The 13617-nt window shown below is 57.6% G+C and carries 14 protein-coding genes and 2 tRNA genes; 13 read left to right on the top strand and 3 right to left on the bottom strand.

Annotated features, from left to right (window positions below):
• Window positions 1-31: 31 nt before the first annotated feature.
• The 5 genes from glgA (at window position 32) to EDD77_RS06505 (ending at window position 3439) form a co-directional block, all read left to right on the top strand.
• The gene (gene glgA, locus EDD77_RS06525) at window positions 32-1450 is read left to right on the top strand and encodes a glycogen synthase GlgA (RefSeq protein ID WP_058963568.1); all 1419 of its coding nucleotides are present in this window, start codon (window positions 32-34) and stop codon (window positions 1448-1450) included.
• Window positions 1451-1525: 75 nt separating this feature from the next.
• Window positions 1526-1720 (top strand): hypothetical protein, encoded by a 195-nt coding sequence (locus EDD77_RS06520; RefSeq protein WP_058963567.1) that lies wholly within the window; start codon window positions 1526-1528, stop codon window positions 1718-1720.
• Window positions 1721-1731: 11 nt separating this feature from the next.
• On the top strand, window positions 1732-1932 hold the full coding sequence (locus EDD77_RS06515) for a hypothetical protein (protein WP_058963566.1): 201 nt from the start codon (window positions 1732-1734) through the stop codon (window positions 1930-1932).
• Window positions 1933-2032: 100 nt separating this feature from the next.
• Window positions 2033-2242 carry a hypothetical protein gene (locus EDD77_RS06510; protein ID WP_058963565.1) on the top strand — a complete coding sequence of 70 codons (210 nt, stop codon included), beginning with the start codon at window positions 2033-2035 and terminating at the stop codon, window positions 2240-2242.
• Between the two features lie 222 nt (window positions 2243-2464).
• The gene (locus EDD77_RS06505) at window positions 2465-3439 is read left to right on the top strand and encodes a serine hydrolase (RefSeq protein WP_172733315.1); all 975 of its coding nucleotides are present in this window, start codon (window positions 2465-2467) and stop codon (window positions 3437-3439) included.
• 86 nt (window positions 3440-3525) lie between these two features.
• Here the strand turns inward: EDD77_RS06505 and udk are convergent, their stop codons facing one another.
• Window positions 3526-4143 carry a uridine kinase gene (udk, locus tag EDD77_RS06500; protein ID WP_058963563.1) on the bottom strand — a complete coding sequence of 206 codons (618 nt, stop codon included), beginning with the start codon at window positions 4141-4143 and terminating at the stop codon, window positions 3526-3528.
• A gap of 304 nt (window positions 4144-4447) precedes the next feature.
• Between udk and EDD77_RS06495 the strand changes: the two genes are divergently transcribed.
• A complete protein-coding gene (locus EDD77_RS06495) occupies window positions 4448-4930 on the top strand; it encodes a GNAT family N-acetyltransferase (protein ID WP_082669535.1) in 483 nt (160 codons plus the stop codon).
• A gap of 139 nt (window positions 4931-5069) precedes the next feature.
• On the opposite strand, the gene EDD77_RS06490 is transcribed toward EDD77_RS06495, so the two are convergent.
• Both EDD77_RS06490 and EDD77_RS06485 read right to left on the bottom strand, forming a co-directional pair.
• A tRNA-Pro gene (locus EDD77_RS06490) sits at window positions 5070-5145 on the bottom strand.
• A 40-nt stretch (window positions 5146-5185) separates the two neighbouring features.
• Window positions 5186-5259 (bottom strand) — tRNA-Gln (locus EDD77_RS06485).
• A gap of 229 nt (window positions 5260-5488) precedes the next feature.
• On the opposite strand from EDD77_RS06485, the gene EDD77_RS06480 reads away from it, so the two are divergent.
• From EDD77_RS06480 to EDD77_RS06450, 7 genes are all read left to right on the top strand, one after another.
• Window positions 5489-6565 (top strand): 6-phosphofructokinase, encoded by a 1077-nt coding sequence (locus EDD77_RS06480; RefSeq protein ID WP_058963561.1) that lies wholly within the window; start codon window positions 5489-5491, stop codon window positions 6563-6565.
• A 367-nt stretch (window positions 6566-6932) separates the two neighbouring features.
• Entirely contained in the window at window positions 6933-9560 is a 2628-nt protein-coding gene (locus EDD77_RS06475; protein ID WP_058963560.1) for a valine--tRNA ligase, read from the top strand.
• Window positions 9561-9742: 182 nt separating this feature from the next.
• Window positions 9743-10501: a VanZ family protein gene (locus EDD77_RS06470; RefSeq protein WP_077138506.1), complete on the top strand. Its 759-nt coding sequence runs from the start codon at window positions 9743-9745 to the stop codon at window positions 10499-10501.
• Complete coding sequence (locus EDD77_RS06465; RefSeq protein ID WP_058963559.1) at window positions 10473-11750, top strand: bifunctional folylpolyglutamate synthase/dihydrofolate synthase; 1278 nt, start codon at window positions 10473-10475, stop codon at window positions 11748-11750. The genes EDD77_RS06470 and EDD77_RS06465 overlap by 29 nt, the downstream gene beginning before the upstream one ends.
• A 140-nt stretch (window positions 11751-11890) precedes the next feature.
• Window positions 11891-12187 carry an anti-sigma factor antagonist gene (locus EDD77_RS06460; RefSeq protein WP_058963558.1) on the top strand — a complete coding sequence of 99 codons (297 nt, stop codon included), beginning with the start codon at window positions 11891-11893 and terminating at the stop codon, window positions 12185-12187.
• 16 nt (window positions 12188-12203) lie between these two features.
• Window positions 12204-12638 carry an anti-sigma F factor gene (gene spoIIAB / locus EDD77_RS06455; protein WP_058963557.1) on the top strand — a complete coding sequence of 145 codons (435 nt, stop codon included), beginning with the start codon at window positions 12204-12206 and terminating at the stop codon, window positions 12636-12638.
• Window positions 12639-12678: 40 nt separating this feature from the next.
• Window positions 12679-13353, top strand: coding sequence for a sigma-70 family RNA polymerase sigma factor (locus EDD77_RS06450; protein ID WP_058963556.1), 675 nt, complete (start codon window positions 12679-12681; stop codon window positions 13351-13353).
• The last annotated feature ends 264 nt before the right edge of the window (window positions 13354-13617 follow it).

Genomic DNA, 13617 nt, shown 5'->3' with positions numbered 1-13617 from the left:
TATATATCCCTCATTGAAGGAGGACAACACGATGAATGTTCTTTTTTGCGCCAGCGAGGCCAATCCTTTTGCCGCCTCCGGCGGTTTGGGCGATGTGGCGGGCAGCCTGCCCAAGGCCCTTGTGAAAAACGGTGTGGATTGCCGGGTGGTCATGCCGCTGTACGGTGATCTGAAATTCCGCGATAAGCTGACCTATGTGACCAACTTCAGCGTTCCGGTGGGCTGGCGCAGCCAGTACTGCGGCCTGTTTACCTGCCAGTGGGACGGTGTGACCTTCTATTTCCTGGACAACGAATACTACTTCCGCCGCAGTGGCCTGTACGGCTTCTATGACGACGGCGAGCGCTTCGCCTTCTTCAGCCGGGCCATTCTGGAGATGCTGTTCTACACCGATTTTGTGCCGGATGTGATCAACGCCAACGACTGGCAGACCGCTCTGGTGCCGGTGTTCCTGAACCTGTATTACCGCCATCTGGACAAGTTCAGCCGCATCAAGACGGTGTTCACCATCCACAACATCCAGTATCAGGGCAAATACGGCCTGGATATTCTGGAGGATACCTGCGGCATTGGCCGACGGGATGCACACATTGTGGAATACGATGGCTGCGCCAACTTCATGAAGGGCGCCATCGAGACCTCCGACAAGGTGAGCACCGTGAGCCCCACCTACGCGGGCGAGATTCTGGATCCCTGGTTCAGCCATGGGCTGGACGGCCTGTTGCGCCAGAAGCAGTACAAGCTGTGCGGTATCCTGAACGGCATTGATGTGGACTCCTACAACCCGGAGACCGACCCCAACATTGCCGCCCATTACAACGCGGATACCTTCCATGAAGGCAAGGCCGCCTGCAAGAAAGCGCTGCAGGAGGAATTCAATCTGGATCAGGACGGCAGCCCTGTAATGGCCATGGTCACCCGTCTGGTGGGCCACAAGGGCGTGGATCTGGTGCGCAGCGTGGCCGAGGGCCTGCTGGAGCAGGGCATCCAGCTGGTGATCCTGGGCAACGGTGAGCACGCCTATGAGGCGTTCTTCAGCGATCTGGCAGTCCGTCATCCCGGCCGGGTGGGTGTGTACATCGGCTTTGTGCCGCCGCTGGCCCGCCGCATCTATGCGGGCGCGGACATGTTCCTGATGCCCTCCAAGTCCGAGCCCTGCGGCCTGGCCCAGATGGTGGCCTGCCGCTACGGCACCATTCCCATTGTTCGCGAGACCGGCGGCCTGCGGGATTCCATCCACGATTCCGGCGACGGTTACGGCAACGGCTTCACCTTCAGCCAGTACAACGCCCACGACCTGTACGAGGCCTGCTGGCGCGCCAAGGAAGGCTACTGGCAGAAGGAGGGCTGGCCGGTTCTGGTGCGGCGCGCCATGTGCTGCGATTTCAGCTGGAACGTTTCTGCCCAGAGCTACATCGACATGTACAATCAGGTGACCACTCTTTGGTGATCTGGCCAAAAGAATTCTTCTTGCTTTTTGAAATTCTGTGTGATATTCTAAAGGCGAGGAGAGGAGGTAGGAATTATGAATTACGGGCCGAATCAGATCCAGCAGGGGCTGAACGCCAAGCTGTATAACGAGACGGAGGGCTTTGCCTCTGCCGGAGAAAAGAATGCGGAAAAGGCGATGAAGGCTGCCGAGGTTGCGTATCAGAAGGAGCTTGGAATTTATAAGCCCACCCTTCTGGAGCGGATCAAGGCCATGTTCCGCAGCGCGTGAGGGCGAGATCCGTGAACAGCAGAATTCCCCGCACAGCTGCGGAGATGCGGCAGTTCGATGAGACCGGATATTCCCGCCGCCGGATCGCGGAACAGAAAAAAGCCGAAAAGCAGATGAAAGCCGCTCAGGCGGCCTATCAGAAAGAGCTTGGAACCTACCGGCCCGGCATGGCCGAAAGGTTGCAGACCCTGCTGCACAAATTCTTCAAATGAAAAAGCGGGGGATGCGAAGGCATTCCCCGTTTTTCGCGCACAGCCACCGGGGCTTGTGCGCATGCTGGTACGAACGCTGTTGAAAGGAGATGCGCGTTTTATGTTGTTTTTGATGCCTGCACAATCCGGCCGGGTAAAACCCGAGATCGAGATCGATGTGAACAGCTACGGAATGGTGAACTACACCACCGAGCAGCGCAAAGCGGATAAGGCAATGCGCGCTGCGGAAAAGGCTTACCACAAGCAGTTGGGAACCTACGAGCCCACCTGGTGGGAACGCATGAGCGACAACTGGAAGAAGGGCGCCTGAGGATCGAACGTATCAGTAGCGGAAAGCCACGCCAGCATTGCTGGCGTGGCTTTCTTTTGCTGCAAAGCGGGGCAGAAATTGAAAAATTTGTGTAATTGGCCTATTTCGACAGAATTGTAGTATAATATTAAAAACAAGCCGGTGTGTGATTCGCCTGCCGGCGATATGTTTTTTGGGGGGAAAGAGGAAGAAGCGGCGGCAAAAGCTTCGCCCGAGGGAACCATGAAAACGCAGACGAGAAAACAACGAAAGAAACGTACCCGCTGGCCCTGGGTTGTGATGATTCTGATCATGATTCTGGTCATTGCGGCAGCGGCCCATTCCATGATGCGGCAGGCTTCGAATACCGACAGCAGTGCGGCGCAGAGCAGCAGTGTCAGTCAGGCACATCCGGCACCGGCCCCGGAGTCGGAGTCGGAGCCGGAACCAACGGCAACGCCTGTGCCAACGGCTACACTGGAGCCGGAGCTGGCAACCGATCGCCCGATTACCACAGAGGAAGCTGCTGAAATGGATGCACTTCTGGACAGTATGCCCGGCAGCATTTCGGTGTGGATTCAGGACATTGGTTCGGGTCAGACCTATACATACAAGCCGGACAATGGATTTTATTGTGCCAGTACCTTGAAGGCGCCCTATGCCCTGTGGCTTTGCCAGCGGGATGAAGACGGGCTGATCGATCTGGATGCTGCAGTGGGCAGCGGAAGCGGATGGGATCTGATCTATCCGATGATTGCCCACAGCAGCAATGGCGCAGCCCATGATCTGGGAGCCATGTGGCCGGGCAGTCTGGACACCGGCTTTTCCGATTTTCTCACCGAGCTGGGATTTGCCAGCCCGGAGGGATGTGAAGTGGTGGAAGAAGGTATCCACGGCTGGGTCACCGGTGCGGATGGCGGCCGGGCCATGCGTGCGTTGTACGATTACTTTGAAACCGGAACGGAAAATGCGCTGGAATTGCAGGAAGCATTCCTTGCGGCAGATCACGATCTTCTGTATTGCCCGGCCCCGGCAGCGAAAAAATACGGCAGCTGGGATCAGGCCCTGCACGACATGGCCATTGTGTATGCAGAGCGGCCCTACATTATCTCCATGTTCACCGACTGGGGAGATCAGGAGGTCTCCTTCCCGGAGGAGGGGCGCGAGCGGATGCAGCAGGTGGGTCAGCTGGCGGCTGAAATCATTTTGAATGACTGATTGCTTACGAAAGCCTATGGACAGAGCATAGAAAAGCGGCCCCGCGTGCCTTGAAAAAGGACGCGGGGCCGCTATATTTGTGCAGATCAGGCCTGATTCAGATGACTTTCCAGCCGGTGGATGAGCATTTCCAGTGCAACGGGATTTTTGCCGCCTTCGGGAATGATGAGGTCGGCCCGGCGCTTGCTGGGCTCCACAAACTGTTCGTGCATGGGCTTCACGGTGGTCAGATACTGGGAGACCACACTGTCCAGTGTGCGGCCGCGCTTTTTCACGTCCCGCACAATGCGGCGCAGGATGCGCACATCGGCGTCGGTGTCCACAAAGACCTTGATGTCCATCAGGTCGCACAGCTCCTGGCTGGCAAAAATCAGAATGCCCTCTACCAGAATCACCGGCGCGGGCTTGATTTCCAGCAGATCGTCTGAACGGTTGTGTTCGGAGAAATCGTATACCGGGCAGTAAATGGTTTCGCCCCGTTTCAACGCGGCCAGATGCTCCACCATCAGGTCGGTATCAAAGGCATCCGGATGGTCGTAGTTGGTGCGGCAGCGTTCGTCGTAGGTCAGATGATCCTGACGCTTGTAATAATTGTCGTGGCTGATTACGCTGATCTGGTCTCCAAAGCGTTCCTTCAGCCGTCGGGTCAACGTGGTTTTTCCGCTGCCGGTGCCGCCGGCCACACCCAGTACCATAATATCCATGCCAGATTGCCTCCTTGCACATCCAAGAGAACCCGGAAACCGGCGAGTGCCTGCCAGCCCCGGACAGATTGTTATTTTATTTATTATACCATATCTGTGCCCACAAGGGGAACAAAAAATGAGAATTTGGGGGAGTGTGGAGCGATTGTGTCATTGAATGGCGAACTGGCGCACAGCAGACCGAAAAACAATGGTGAGGAACAGGGGAGCAATGTGGACTTCACTGCTGTGTTGTGATAAAATTTGTTTCATACAGGCGCTGCCGGTTATTGGTATGCGCAAAACGAAAAGGGAAGGGATCAAGATGAAAAAAGAGCTTGAATTCCGGTTTGCCCGGAGGGAAGATGTTCCGCTGATCCTGCAATTCATCCGGGAGCTGGCCGATTACGAACAGCTGCTTTCCGAGGTGGTGGCGGATGAGGCCACACTGGAACAGTGGATATTCGACAAGCAGAAGGCAGAGGTCATCTTTGCCGTGGTGGATGGAAAAGAAATCGGCTTTGCGCTTTTCTTCCACAACTTCTCCACCTTCCTGGGCCGGGCGGGGCTGTATCTGGAGGATTTGTATGTGCAGCCGGAGTACCGGGGCAATGGTTACGGCAAGGCTATTTTGAAGAAGCTGGCTGCCATTGCGGTGGAGCGAGGATGTGGCCGCCTGGAGTGGTGGTGCCTGGACTGGAACAAACCCAGCATTGAATTTTACCGGTCGCTGGGAGCACAGCCCATGGATGAATGGACGGTCTATCGCATTGCAGGCGATACATTGACAAGTCTGGCCGGGGAATGATTTGAACAAACAAAAATACCGCAGAAGCCGAAGCTTCGGCGGTATCCAAAGAAAAAGCTGTACTACTTTTTGTGAAAAGTGAAGAGTGAAAAGTGAATAAGTAAAAATCGGCAAGCCCCTGACGGTGCTTGCCGATTTTTGGTCGGAGTGACGGGACTTGAACCCACGGCTTCCTGGTCCCGAACCAGGCGCGCTACCAGCTGCGCTACACCCCGATGTAAAAAATAGCAACAGCGTGCGGGCTGCTGCTATTTCTGGTTGGAGAAGAAGGATTCGAACCCTCACAAACAGAGTCAGAGTCTGTCGTGCTACCCTTACACAATTCTCCAATATTCATCTGCCGGAGCGTTTGCTCCAACGATAATTTATTATAGCACTGAACGGGAAAATGTCAACTACTTTTTTTCAATTTTTTTACAGTCCTTTTTCGGCAAAAAAGATTGACAAACCACCAAAAAGGGCGATACTCTAAAAAAAGAAAATGTATGCGGTTTTCGGCGGCAGCCCAAAGCCGCTCTCCCGGCGGATCGGCCGGGCTGTGAGGGAGGAATTGGAACAATGAAAAAACGGATCGGTATTCTTACTTCCGGCGGCGACTGCCCCGGCCTGAACGCCACCATTCGCGGCGTGGCAAAGGCGCTGTATCAGCGCATGGGCGATGATGTGCAGATCGTTGGCATCACCAACGGCTACTCCGGTCTGATCAACGGTCAGTGGCGGGAGATGGAGCCGGAGGAGTTTTCCGGCATTCTGACCATGGGCGGCACCATTCTGGGCACCAAACGCACCCCCTTCAAGCTGATGCGTGTCATCGGGGAGGATCAGGTGGACAAGGTGGCCGCCATGAAGAAAAACTACGAGGAAATGAAGCTGGACTGCCTGCTGTGCCTGGGCGGCAACGGCACCCACAAGACCGCCAACCTGCTGGCCCAGGAAGGCCTGAACGTGATCGGTCTGCCCAAGACCATCGACAACGACATCTACGGCACCGACGTGACCTTCGGTTTCCACACCGCCGTGGACATCGCCACCGAGGTGATCGACCGCATCCACACCACCGCTTCCAGCCATCGCCGCTGCATGGTGGTGGAGCTGATGGGCAACAAGGCCGGCTGGCTGACCCTGTACGCGGGCGTGGCCGGCGGTGCGGACATCATTCTGATCCCCGAAATGCCCTATAACATTGATAATGTATGCGCCGCCGTGGAGCGCCGTGCTTCTCAGGGCAAGACCTTCTCCATTCTGGCGGTGGCCGAGGGCGCCTTCGACAACGAGGAAGCCCGCATGAAGAAGAAGGAGCGTGCCGCCCGCCGCAAGGAGCAGGGCTACACCACCGCCACCAACCGCATCGCGGCCCAGATCGAGAAGATGACCGGCTTTGAGACCCGCGTCTGCGTGCCTGGCCACATGCAGCGGGGCGGTTCTCCCTCGGCGTATGACCGTGTGCTGGCCACTCAGTTCGGCACCTATGCCGCAAAATTGGTGGAGCACGAGAAGTACGGCGTGACTGTGGCCATGCGCAACATCCACGTCACCGAGAACCCGCTGGACGAGATTGCCGGCAAGAGCCGCCTGGTTCCGGACGGCCACGGCATGCTGGAGGTTGCCCGCCGCATGGGCATCTCTCTGGGCTAAAGGCAGCACTGCAAGGCTTTTGCGCCGCCGGTGATTGACGCGGCGGCCGGATGTTGCTATAATCATTATTACAAATGCGCTGAAAAAGAGGGCGCGCGGCAATGCGTTTTGGAAAAGAGAGCCGGGGGCAGGTGAAAGCCCGGCAGAACGCGCCGGGTGCTGTCGCTTTTGAGCAGGCGGGGTGAACCTTCAGTAGCCTCTGCCCGTGTCGCCCGCGTTAAGGGCTCCGAGTGGCTGCCGGTTTCCGGCGGCAATTTGGGTGGTACCGCGGTATTGTATTGTTTTGTACAGGCCGTCCCAAGTGTGAACACACGCCTGGGGCGGCCTTTTTGTTTGCCCCGGCAGAAACCAAACAGGAGGGAATACAATGAAAGAACTGGAAAAATTGTATGATCCCGCCCGTGTGGAAGACGACATCTATGCCTTCTGGCTGAATGGCGGCTACTTCCACACCAAGGCGGATAAGAACAAAAAGCCCTACACCATCGTGATGCCGCCGCCGAACGTAACCGGTCAGCTGCACATGGGCCATGCCATGGACGAAACCTGGCAGGATATCCTGATCCGCTACAAGCGCATGCAGGGCTACGCCGCCCTGTGGGTGCCCGGCACCGACCACGCCTCCATCGCCACCGAGGCCAAGGTTGTGGCCAAGATGAAGGAAGAGGGCCTGACCAAGGAAATGCTGGGCCGCGACGGTTTTCTGGAGCGCGCCTGGGCCTGGAAGAACCAGTACGGCGACCGCATCGTGAGCCAGCTGAAAAAGCTGGGCTGCTCCTGCGACTGGGACCGCGAGCGCTTCACCATGGACGAGGGCTGCAGCAAGGCGGTGCTGAAGGTCTTTAAGTATCTGTACGACAAGGACCTGATCTATCGCGGCGAGCGCATCATCAACTGGTGCCCCCACTGCAAGACCAGCATCTCCGATGCCGAGGTGGAATATGAGGATCAGGAGGGCAGCTTCTGGCACCTGAAGTACCCCATCGTGGGCACCGACGAATTCCTGGTTCTGGCTACCACCCGCCCTGAGACCATGCTGGGCGATACCGCCGTGGCCGTCCATCCGGATGACGAGCGTTACAAGCACCTGCATGGCAAGAAGGTGCTGCTGCCCCTGCTGAACAAGGAAATCCCCATCGTCACCGACACCTATGTGGACATGGAGTTCGGTACCGGCGTTGTGAAGATCACTCCTGCCCATGACCCCAACGACTTCGAGGTGGGCCAGCGCCACAACCTGCCCATTGTGAAGGTTCTGGACGAAACCGCCCACATGACCGCCGACTGCGGCAAGTACGCCGGTATGGATCGCTACGAGGCACGCAAGGCCATCGTGGCCGATCTGGAGGCGGGCGGCTATCTGGAGAAGATCGAGCCCCACGCCCATAACGTAGGTACCTGCTACCGTTGCGGCACTACCATCGAACCCATGGTTTCCAAGCAGTGGTTCGTGCGCATGGTTCCTCTGGCCGGCCCGGCCATCGACGCGGTGCGGGATGGCCGCATCAAGTTTGTGCCCGAGCGGTTCGACAAGCAGTACTACCACTGGATGGAAAACACCCGTGACTGGTGCATCAGCCGTCAGCTGTGGTGGGGCCATCGGATTCCCGCCTACTACTGCGACGCCTGCGGCGAAGTGCATGTGAGCGACGAGCCCATGACCACCTGCCCCAAGTGCGGCGGCGCGCTGCGTCAGGATGAGGATACCCTGGACACCTGGTTCTCCAGCGCTCTGTGGCCCTTCAGCACCCTGGGCTGGCCGGACAAGACCGAGGATCTGGACTACTTCTATCCCACCAACACGCTGGTCACCGGCTACGACATCATCACCTTCTGGGTGAGCCGCATGATCTTCTCCGGTCTGGAATACACCGGCAAGGTGCCCTTCGACACCGTGCTGATCCACGGTCTGGTGCGTGACGCCCAGGGCCGCAAGATGTCCAAGAGCCTGGGCAACGGCATCGACCCGCTGGAGATCATCGCCCAGTACGGCGCCGATGCCCTGCGCCTGACTCTGGTTCTGGGCTCCACCCCCGGCAACGACATGCGCTTCTCCGACGAGAAGATCAAGGCCAGCCGGAACTTCGCCAACAAGCTGTGGAACGCCACCCGCTTCGTGATGATGAACCTGCCCGAGGACTTTCAGGCCGGTCTGCCCGCTGCGGACAAGCTGGATCTGAGCGACAAGTGGATTCTGTCCACCCTGAACAATCTGGCCCGCACCGTCACCGACAATCTGGACAAGTTCGAGCTGGGTCTGGCTGCCCAGAAGGTGCAGGACTTCATCTGGGAGGTTTACTGCGACTGGTACATCGAGATCGCCAAGGTTCGCCTGAACTCCACCGATCCCGAGGAGGCCGACAACGCCCGCAAGGTACTGGTGTATGTGCTGACCCAGGCGCTGAAGCTGCTGCATCCCTTCATGCCCTTCATCACCGAGGAGATCTACCGTGCTCTGCCCGGCACTTCCGAGACCATCATGACCGAGCAGTGGCCGGTATTCACCGAGGAGCTGAACTACGCTGCTGAGGAAGCGGACTTCGAGAAGCTGATGGATTACATCAAGGCGGTTCGTACCATCCGCGCCGAGATGAACGTGCATCCTGCCAAGCGCAGCAGCATGATCATCGAGACCAGCGAGACCGAGGCCTTCCGCCGCGGCGGCGATTATCTGGCCAAGTTTGCCTTCGCCACCGACGTGATCCTCACCGAGAAGTACACCGGCGACACCGCCGGCATGGTGCAGGTCATCACCCATGCGGCCCGCGGCTTCATCCCCATGATGGAGCTGATTGACCGGGAGAAGGAACTGGCCCGCCTGAACAAGGAAAAGGCCGGCGCTGAGAAGGAGATCGGCATGTTCAGCCGCCAGCTGAGCAACGAGGGCTTTGTGAACAAGGCCCCCGCCAATGTGGTGGAGGAGATCCGCCAGAAGCTGGCCCGTGCCCAGGAAAAGCTGGCTCGCGTGGAGGAGTCCATCGCGGCTCTGGGTTGAGCGACTGTTGTGATTTTGTAAAAAATTCATGAAAAAGGAGTCCGGTTTGCAGAAAACCGGGCTCCTTTTTCGTATATCAGGCAGAATCCCGGAGCACCCGGGGTTTGACAGATGTGCTATAATGGCGAAAGACACAAGGGAAAGTGTTGTGTGTTCAACAATCATTTAGGAGGGATGGATTTTTGTATCAGAAGAAACGAACGAGCCCGTTCACAATCTTTTTTCGAATCCTCTTCACTGCCTGTCTGATTTACAGTGTGGTGTTCATTTTTCAAAACTCTCTGCAGATTGCAGAGCAGTCCAGCCTGCGCAGCGAGCAGGTACAGCAGGTGGTCAACGAGGTGGCCGGCACCGTGGGCCTTGGCCCCTTCAGCCTGCATGTGATCCGCAAGATGGCCCATTTTACCGAATTTATGATGATGGGCTTCTGGTTCATGCTCTGCCTGCGGGTGTATACCCGGCATTTTATCAAGCATATAAGCTGGCCGCTGTTCCTGGGGCTGGGCACTGCAGTGACCGACGAGACTATTCAGATCTTTGTGGATGGTCGCGGTTCCAGTGTGAAGGACGTATGGATCGACTTTGCCGGTTTTCTGGTGGGTCTGTTTGTGGCGCTGGTAATCCTGATGTTCTTCCGCATGTGCGTGATTCTGTTTGTACATCGGCATGATGATCGGGAATTTGTGGAACCGGAGCCTCAGCCGCGCCCGGCAAAAAAGCGCCCGGCGGCCCGCCCCGCGCCTCAGCCTCAGGAGGAATGGGAGGACGAGGAGGAAGAAGAGTGGCAGGAAGAGCCCCGGTCACAGTATGAGCCTCCTGTACGATCCGCCCGAAAGACCACCCGGCGGGCCCCGGAGCCGCAGCCCCAATGGGAGCCGGTTCCCCAACAGCAGAAGGAGGAAGAGGAAAGCTATGACACCAGCATCGAAATCGAATACTGAGTGGCTGCAAAGTCTGCCCCGCACCAACGGCAAGCCCGGGGTGGAGGGGATGCGCCAGCTGCTGGCAAAGCTGGGGGACCCTCAGAATTATCTGGATTTTGTACATGTGGCGGGCACCAACGGCAAGGGCACGGTGTCCACTCTGACGGCCAATATTTTAAAGGAGGCCGGGTATAAGACCGGGCTGACCATCTCGCCCTATGTGCTGGAATTCCGGGAGCGGATGCAGATCAACGGCGAGATGATCCCGGCGGATGTGCTGGAAGAGGTGGCAGGTCAGGTACGTGCTGCCGCTGAAACGCTGGATGAGGAGCCGGTACAGTTCACCGCGGTTACCGCGGCGGCACTGCTGTGGTTCTATCAGGAGCAGTGCGATCTGGCGGTGCTGGAAACCGGCGTGGGCGGAAAAAACGACGCCAGCAATGGGGTGGACAATACCCTGGTGGCGGCCATTACCCGCATCGATCTGGATCACACCGAGGTGCTGGGCGATACGCTGGAAGCCATTGCGAAGGAAAAGGCTGGCATCATCAAGCCCGGCTGCACGGTGGTTTGTTATCCGTTGCAGGACCCCGAGGCTCAGCAGGCTATCGTGGCGGAGTGTATCCGCCAGAAGGCAGAGCTGGTGCAGCCCCAGCCGGAGGATCTGAATCTGCCCGAACAGTCTGAGCCGCTGACAAACCCGTTTTCTTATGGCGGTTACGAGGTGGAGCTGCCCTTTCTGGGCGCTCACCAGAGCTGCAACGCGGCCATGGCGGTGGAGATCGCCCTGGCCTTGTGGCGCAAGGGCTACGAAATTTCCGACGAAGCCATTCTGAAAGGGCTGGAGACCGCCCGCTTCCCGGCCCGCATTGAGGTGCTGCGCAAGGAACCGCTGGTGATACTGGATGGCTGCCACAACCCGGCGGGGGCAAAAGCTCTGGCGGGTGTGCTGCGCACTCATACCAAAAAGAAGCCGGCGGCGGTGCTGGGCGTTCTGGCAGACAAGGCGGCTGCCCAGATTCTGGAGACGCTGGCCTCTTGCTTTGATGCCATTTACACCGTAACGCCTCCCTGCCCCCGGGCGATGGAGGCGCAGGAGCTGGCGGAACTGGCTCGAACCGCAGCGCCCAAGGCGAAGGTGACCGCCTGTGCAGACCTGAATCAAGCCTTGGATCAGGCACTGGCCCATCCGAATGGCGCAGTGGTGTGCGGCTCGCTGTATCTGGCGGCCCAGGCCCGGCTAGAGCTGCTGAAGCGGCTTTCCTGAAGAGGAGAGACGACACTAAAAAATTCACCGCAGCTGACCGGTTGCGGCAAAATATTCACACAAGACCCCGTATATTGGTAAGTGCCAAGAATACGGGGTCTTTTTTTGCCCCGAAAAAAGGATGTGAAAGGAGAACGGAAATGGCACAGGTGATGTTTACCAGCGCGGATGATCTGCTGGCGGCTTATTTAAGCGGAGAGATCGACCATCATTCCGCCCAGATGCTGCGCCAGCAGATTGACGCGGAGCTTTCTGCCCGGATGCCCGCCCGGCTGATTCTGGATTTCGGCGGGGTGACCTTTATGGACTCCTCCGGCATCGGGCTGATTTTGGGCCGTGCCCGGCGAATGCAGGCCACCGAAGGGCAGCTGGTGGTGCAGCAGGCGCCGGAATCCATCAAAAAGATGCTGGATCTGGCCCATGTGGAATATCAATAGAAAAGGAGCGGCAAGCATGAAAGCCTATAATCTGATGAAGATCAGCTTTTATTCCCGCAGTGTGAACGAGGGGTTTGCCCGTGGGGCGCTGGCGGCCTTTCTGGCTCAGGCGGACCCCACCGTGCCCGAACTGGCGGATATGAAAACCGCGGTAAGCGAGGCGGTGACCAACTGTATCGTCCATGCCTATCCCCAGCAGGTGGGGCTGGTCTACCTGACTGCGGCTCTGTATGAAGGCGGCGGGGTAAAGATCACCGTGACCGACCGGGGCGTGGGTATTCCCGACGTGGAAAAGGCGATGCAGCCCATGTTCACCACCGGCAATCCGGAGGAACGGGCCGGGCTGGGGTTCGCGGTGATGCAGAGCTTTATGGATAAGGTGCGGGTGACCAGCACCCCGGGCAAGGGCACCCGTGTGGTGATGACCAAGGCGCTGAGCACAAAACAATGATCCCCCTTTTACATAAGATAATAGAAAGGGGAAGGGAACAATGCCCACAACACTTGGCCCAAGGGAGGAATTCATTGAAAATAATCTGGGGCTGGTCCATGCCTGTGCCGGCCGGTTCCGGGGCAGAGGCGTGGAATACGACGATTTATACTCCGCGGGCTGTATGGGGTTGATTAAAGCCTACGATGGATTTGATCAGGAACGCGGGGTGCAGTTTTCCACCTATGCGGTGCCGGTCATTCTGGGCGAGATCAAAAAGCTTTTCCGGGACGGGGGCACCGTTAAGGTGAGTCGTTCCCTCAAGGAGCTGGGCCTGCGGGTGAGTGCTGCCCGGGAGCGAATGATCAAGCAGAACGGCTGCGAGCCCAGTGTGAGCCAGCTGGCCCAGGCGGTGCAGGCAAAGCCGGAGCAGGTGGCCCTGGCTATTCGAGCCAGTCAGCCGGCACTGTCACTTACTCCGGTGGCGGAGGAGGAAGGCGGCCGGGAGGTGGACATCCCGGTGGAATCCCCGGAAGAGGAGCTGGCGGATCGCATCAGCCTGCAGGAGGTGCTGGCAACTCTGCCGCCTCAGGACCGACAGCTGATCTTTCTGCGTTTTTTCTCCGGCAAGACCCAGAGCGAGACCGCAAAGGTACTGGGGACCACGCAGGTGCAGATCTCCCGCAGAGAACGGAAAATCTTACAGAATCTACGGGGGCAACTGCTGCAGGAATAAAGGTTTCAGGAGGCTTTGGATGGCTTCCTGAATTTTTTTGAATTTTTTTGTCGAAAACGCTTGCATTTTGAAAACAGGTGTGGTATTATAACTGAGCCGTCAAAAACGGCAAGCCGCTGAAAAGCTGATAAAAAATATTTCAAAAAAGTGCTTGACAAACAAGACTTTGCGAGATATAATAAACAAGCTGTCCCGCGAGGGAGAGCGGCACAGGACCTTGAAAATTGAACAATATCGAAGCTTGAACGGAACCTTAATCGTGAT

Origin of the sequence: Allofournierella massiliensis, assembly GCF_004345265.1 — a bacterium.
Classification (GTDB): domain Bacteria; phylum Bacillota; class Clostridia; order Oscillospirales; family Ruminococcaceae; genus Allofournierella; species Allofournierella massiliensis.
The sequence above is the reverse complement of the archived record's forward strand: the minus strand, read 5'-3'. Positions and strand labels throughout refer to the sequence as shown.

Excerpts from the sequence above, each read along its gene's own strand:
- glgA (WP_058963568.1), top strand. The coding sequence starts at position 32 with ATGAATGTTCTTTTTTGCGCCAGCGAGGCCAATCCTTTTGCCGCCTCC.
- spoIIAB (WP_058963557.1), top strand. The coding sequence starts at position 12,204 with ATGAAAGCCTATAATCTGATGAAGATCAGCTTTTATTCCCGCAGTGTG.
- EDD77_RS06460 (WP_058963558.1), top strand. The coding sequence starts at position 11,891 with ATGGCACAGGTGATGTTTACCAGCGCGGATGATCTGCTGGCGGCTTAT.
- EDD77_RS06505 (WP_172733315.1), top strand. The coding sequence starts at position 2,465 with ATGAAAACGCAGACGAGAAAACAACGAAAGAAACGTACCCGCTGGCCC.
- EDD77_RS06450 (WP_058963556.1), top strand. The coding sequence starts at position 12,679 with ATGCCCACAACACTTGGCCCAAGGGAGGAATTCATTGAAAATAATCTG.
- EDD77_RS06480 (WP_058963561.1), top strand. The coding sequence starts at position 5,489 with ATGAAAAAACGGATCGGTATTCTTACTTCCGGCGGCGACTGCCCCGGC.
- EDD77_RS06510 (WP_058963565.1), top strand. The coding sequence starts at position 2,033 with ATGTTGTTTTTGATGCCTGCACAATCCGGCCGGGTAAAACCCGAGATC.
- EDD77_RS06495 (WP_082669535.1), top strand. The coding sequence starts at position 4,448 with ATGAAAAAAGAGCTTGAATTCCGGTTTGCCCGGAGGGAAGATGTTCCG.
- udk (WP_058963563.1), bottom strand. The coding sequence starts at position 4,143 with ATGGATATTATGGTACTGGGTGTGGCCGGCGGCACCGGCAGCGGAAAA.
- EDD77_RS06520 (WP_058963567.1), top strand. The coding sequence starts at position 1,526 with ATGAATTACGGGCCGAATCAGATCCAGCAGGGGCTGAACGCCAAGCTG.
- EDD77_RS06475 (WP_058963560.1), top strand. The coding sequence starts at position 6,933 with ATGAAAGAACTGGAAAAATTGTATGATCCCGCCCGTGTGGAAGACGAC.
- EDD77_RS06465 (WP_058963559.1), top strand. The coding sequence starts at position 10,473 with ATGACACCAGCATCGAAATCGAATACTGAGTGGCTGCAAAGTCTGCCC.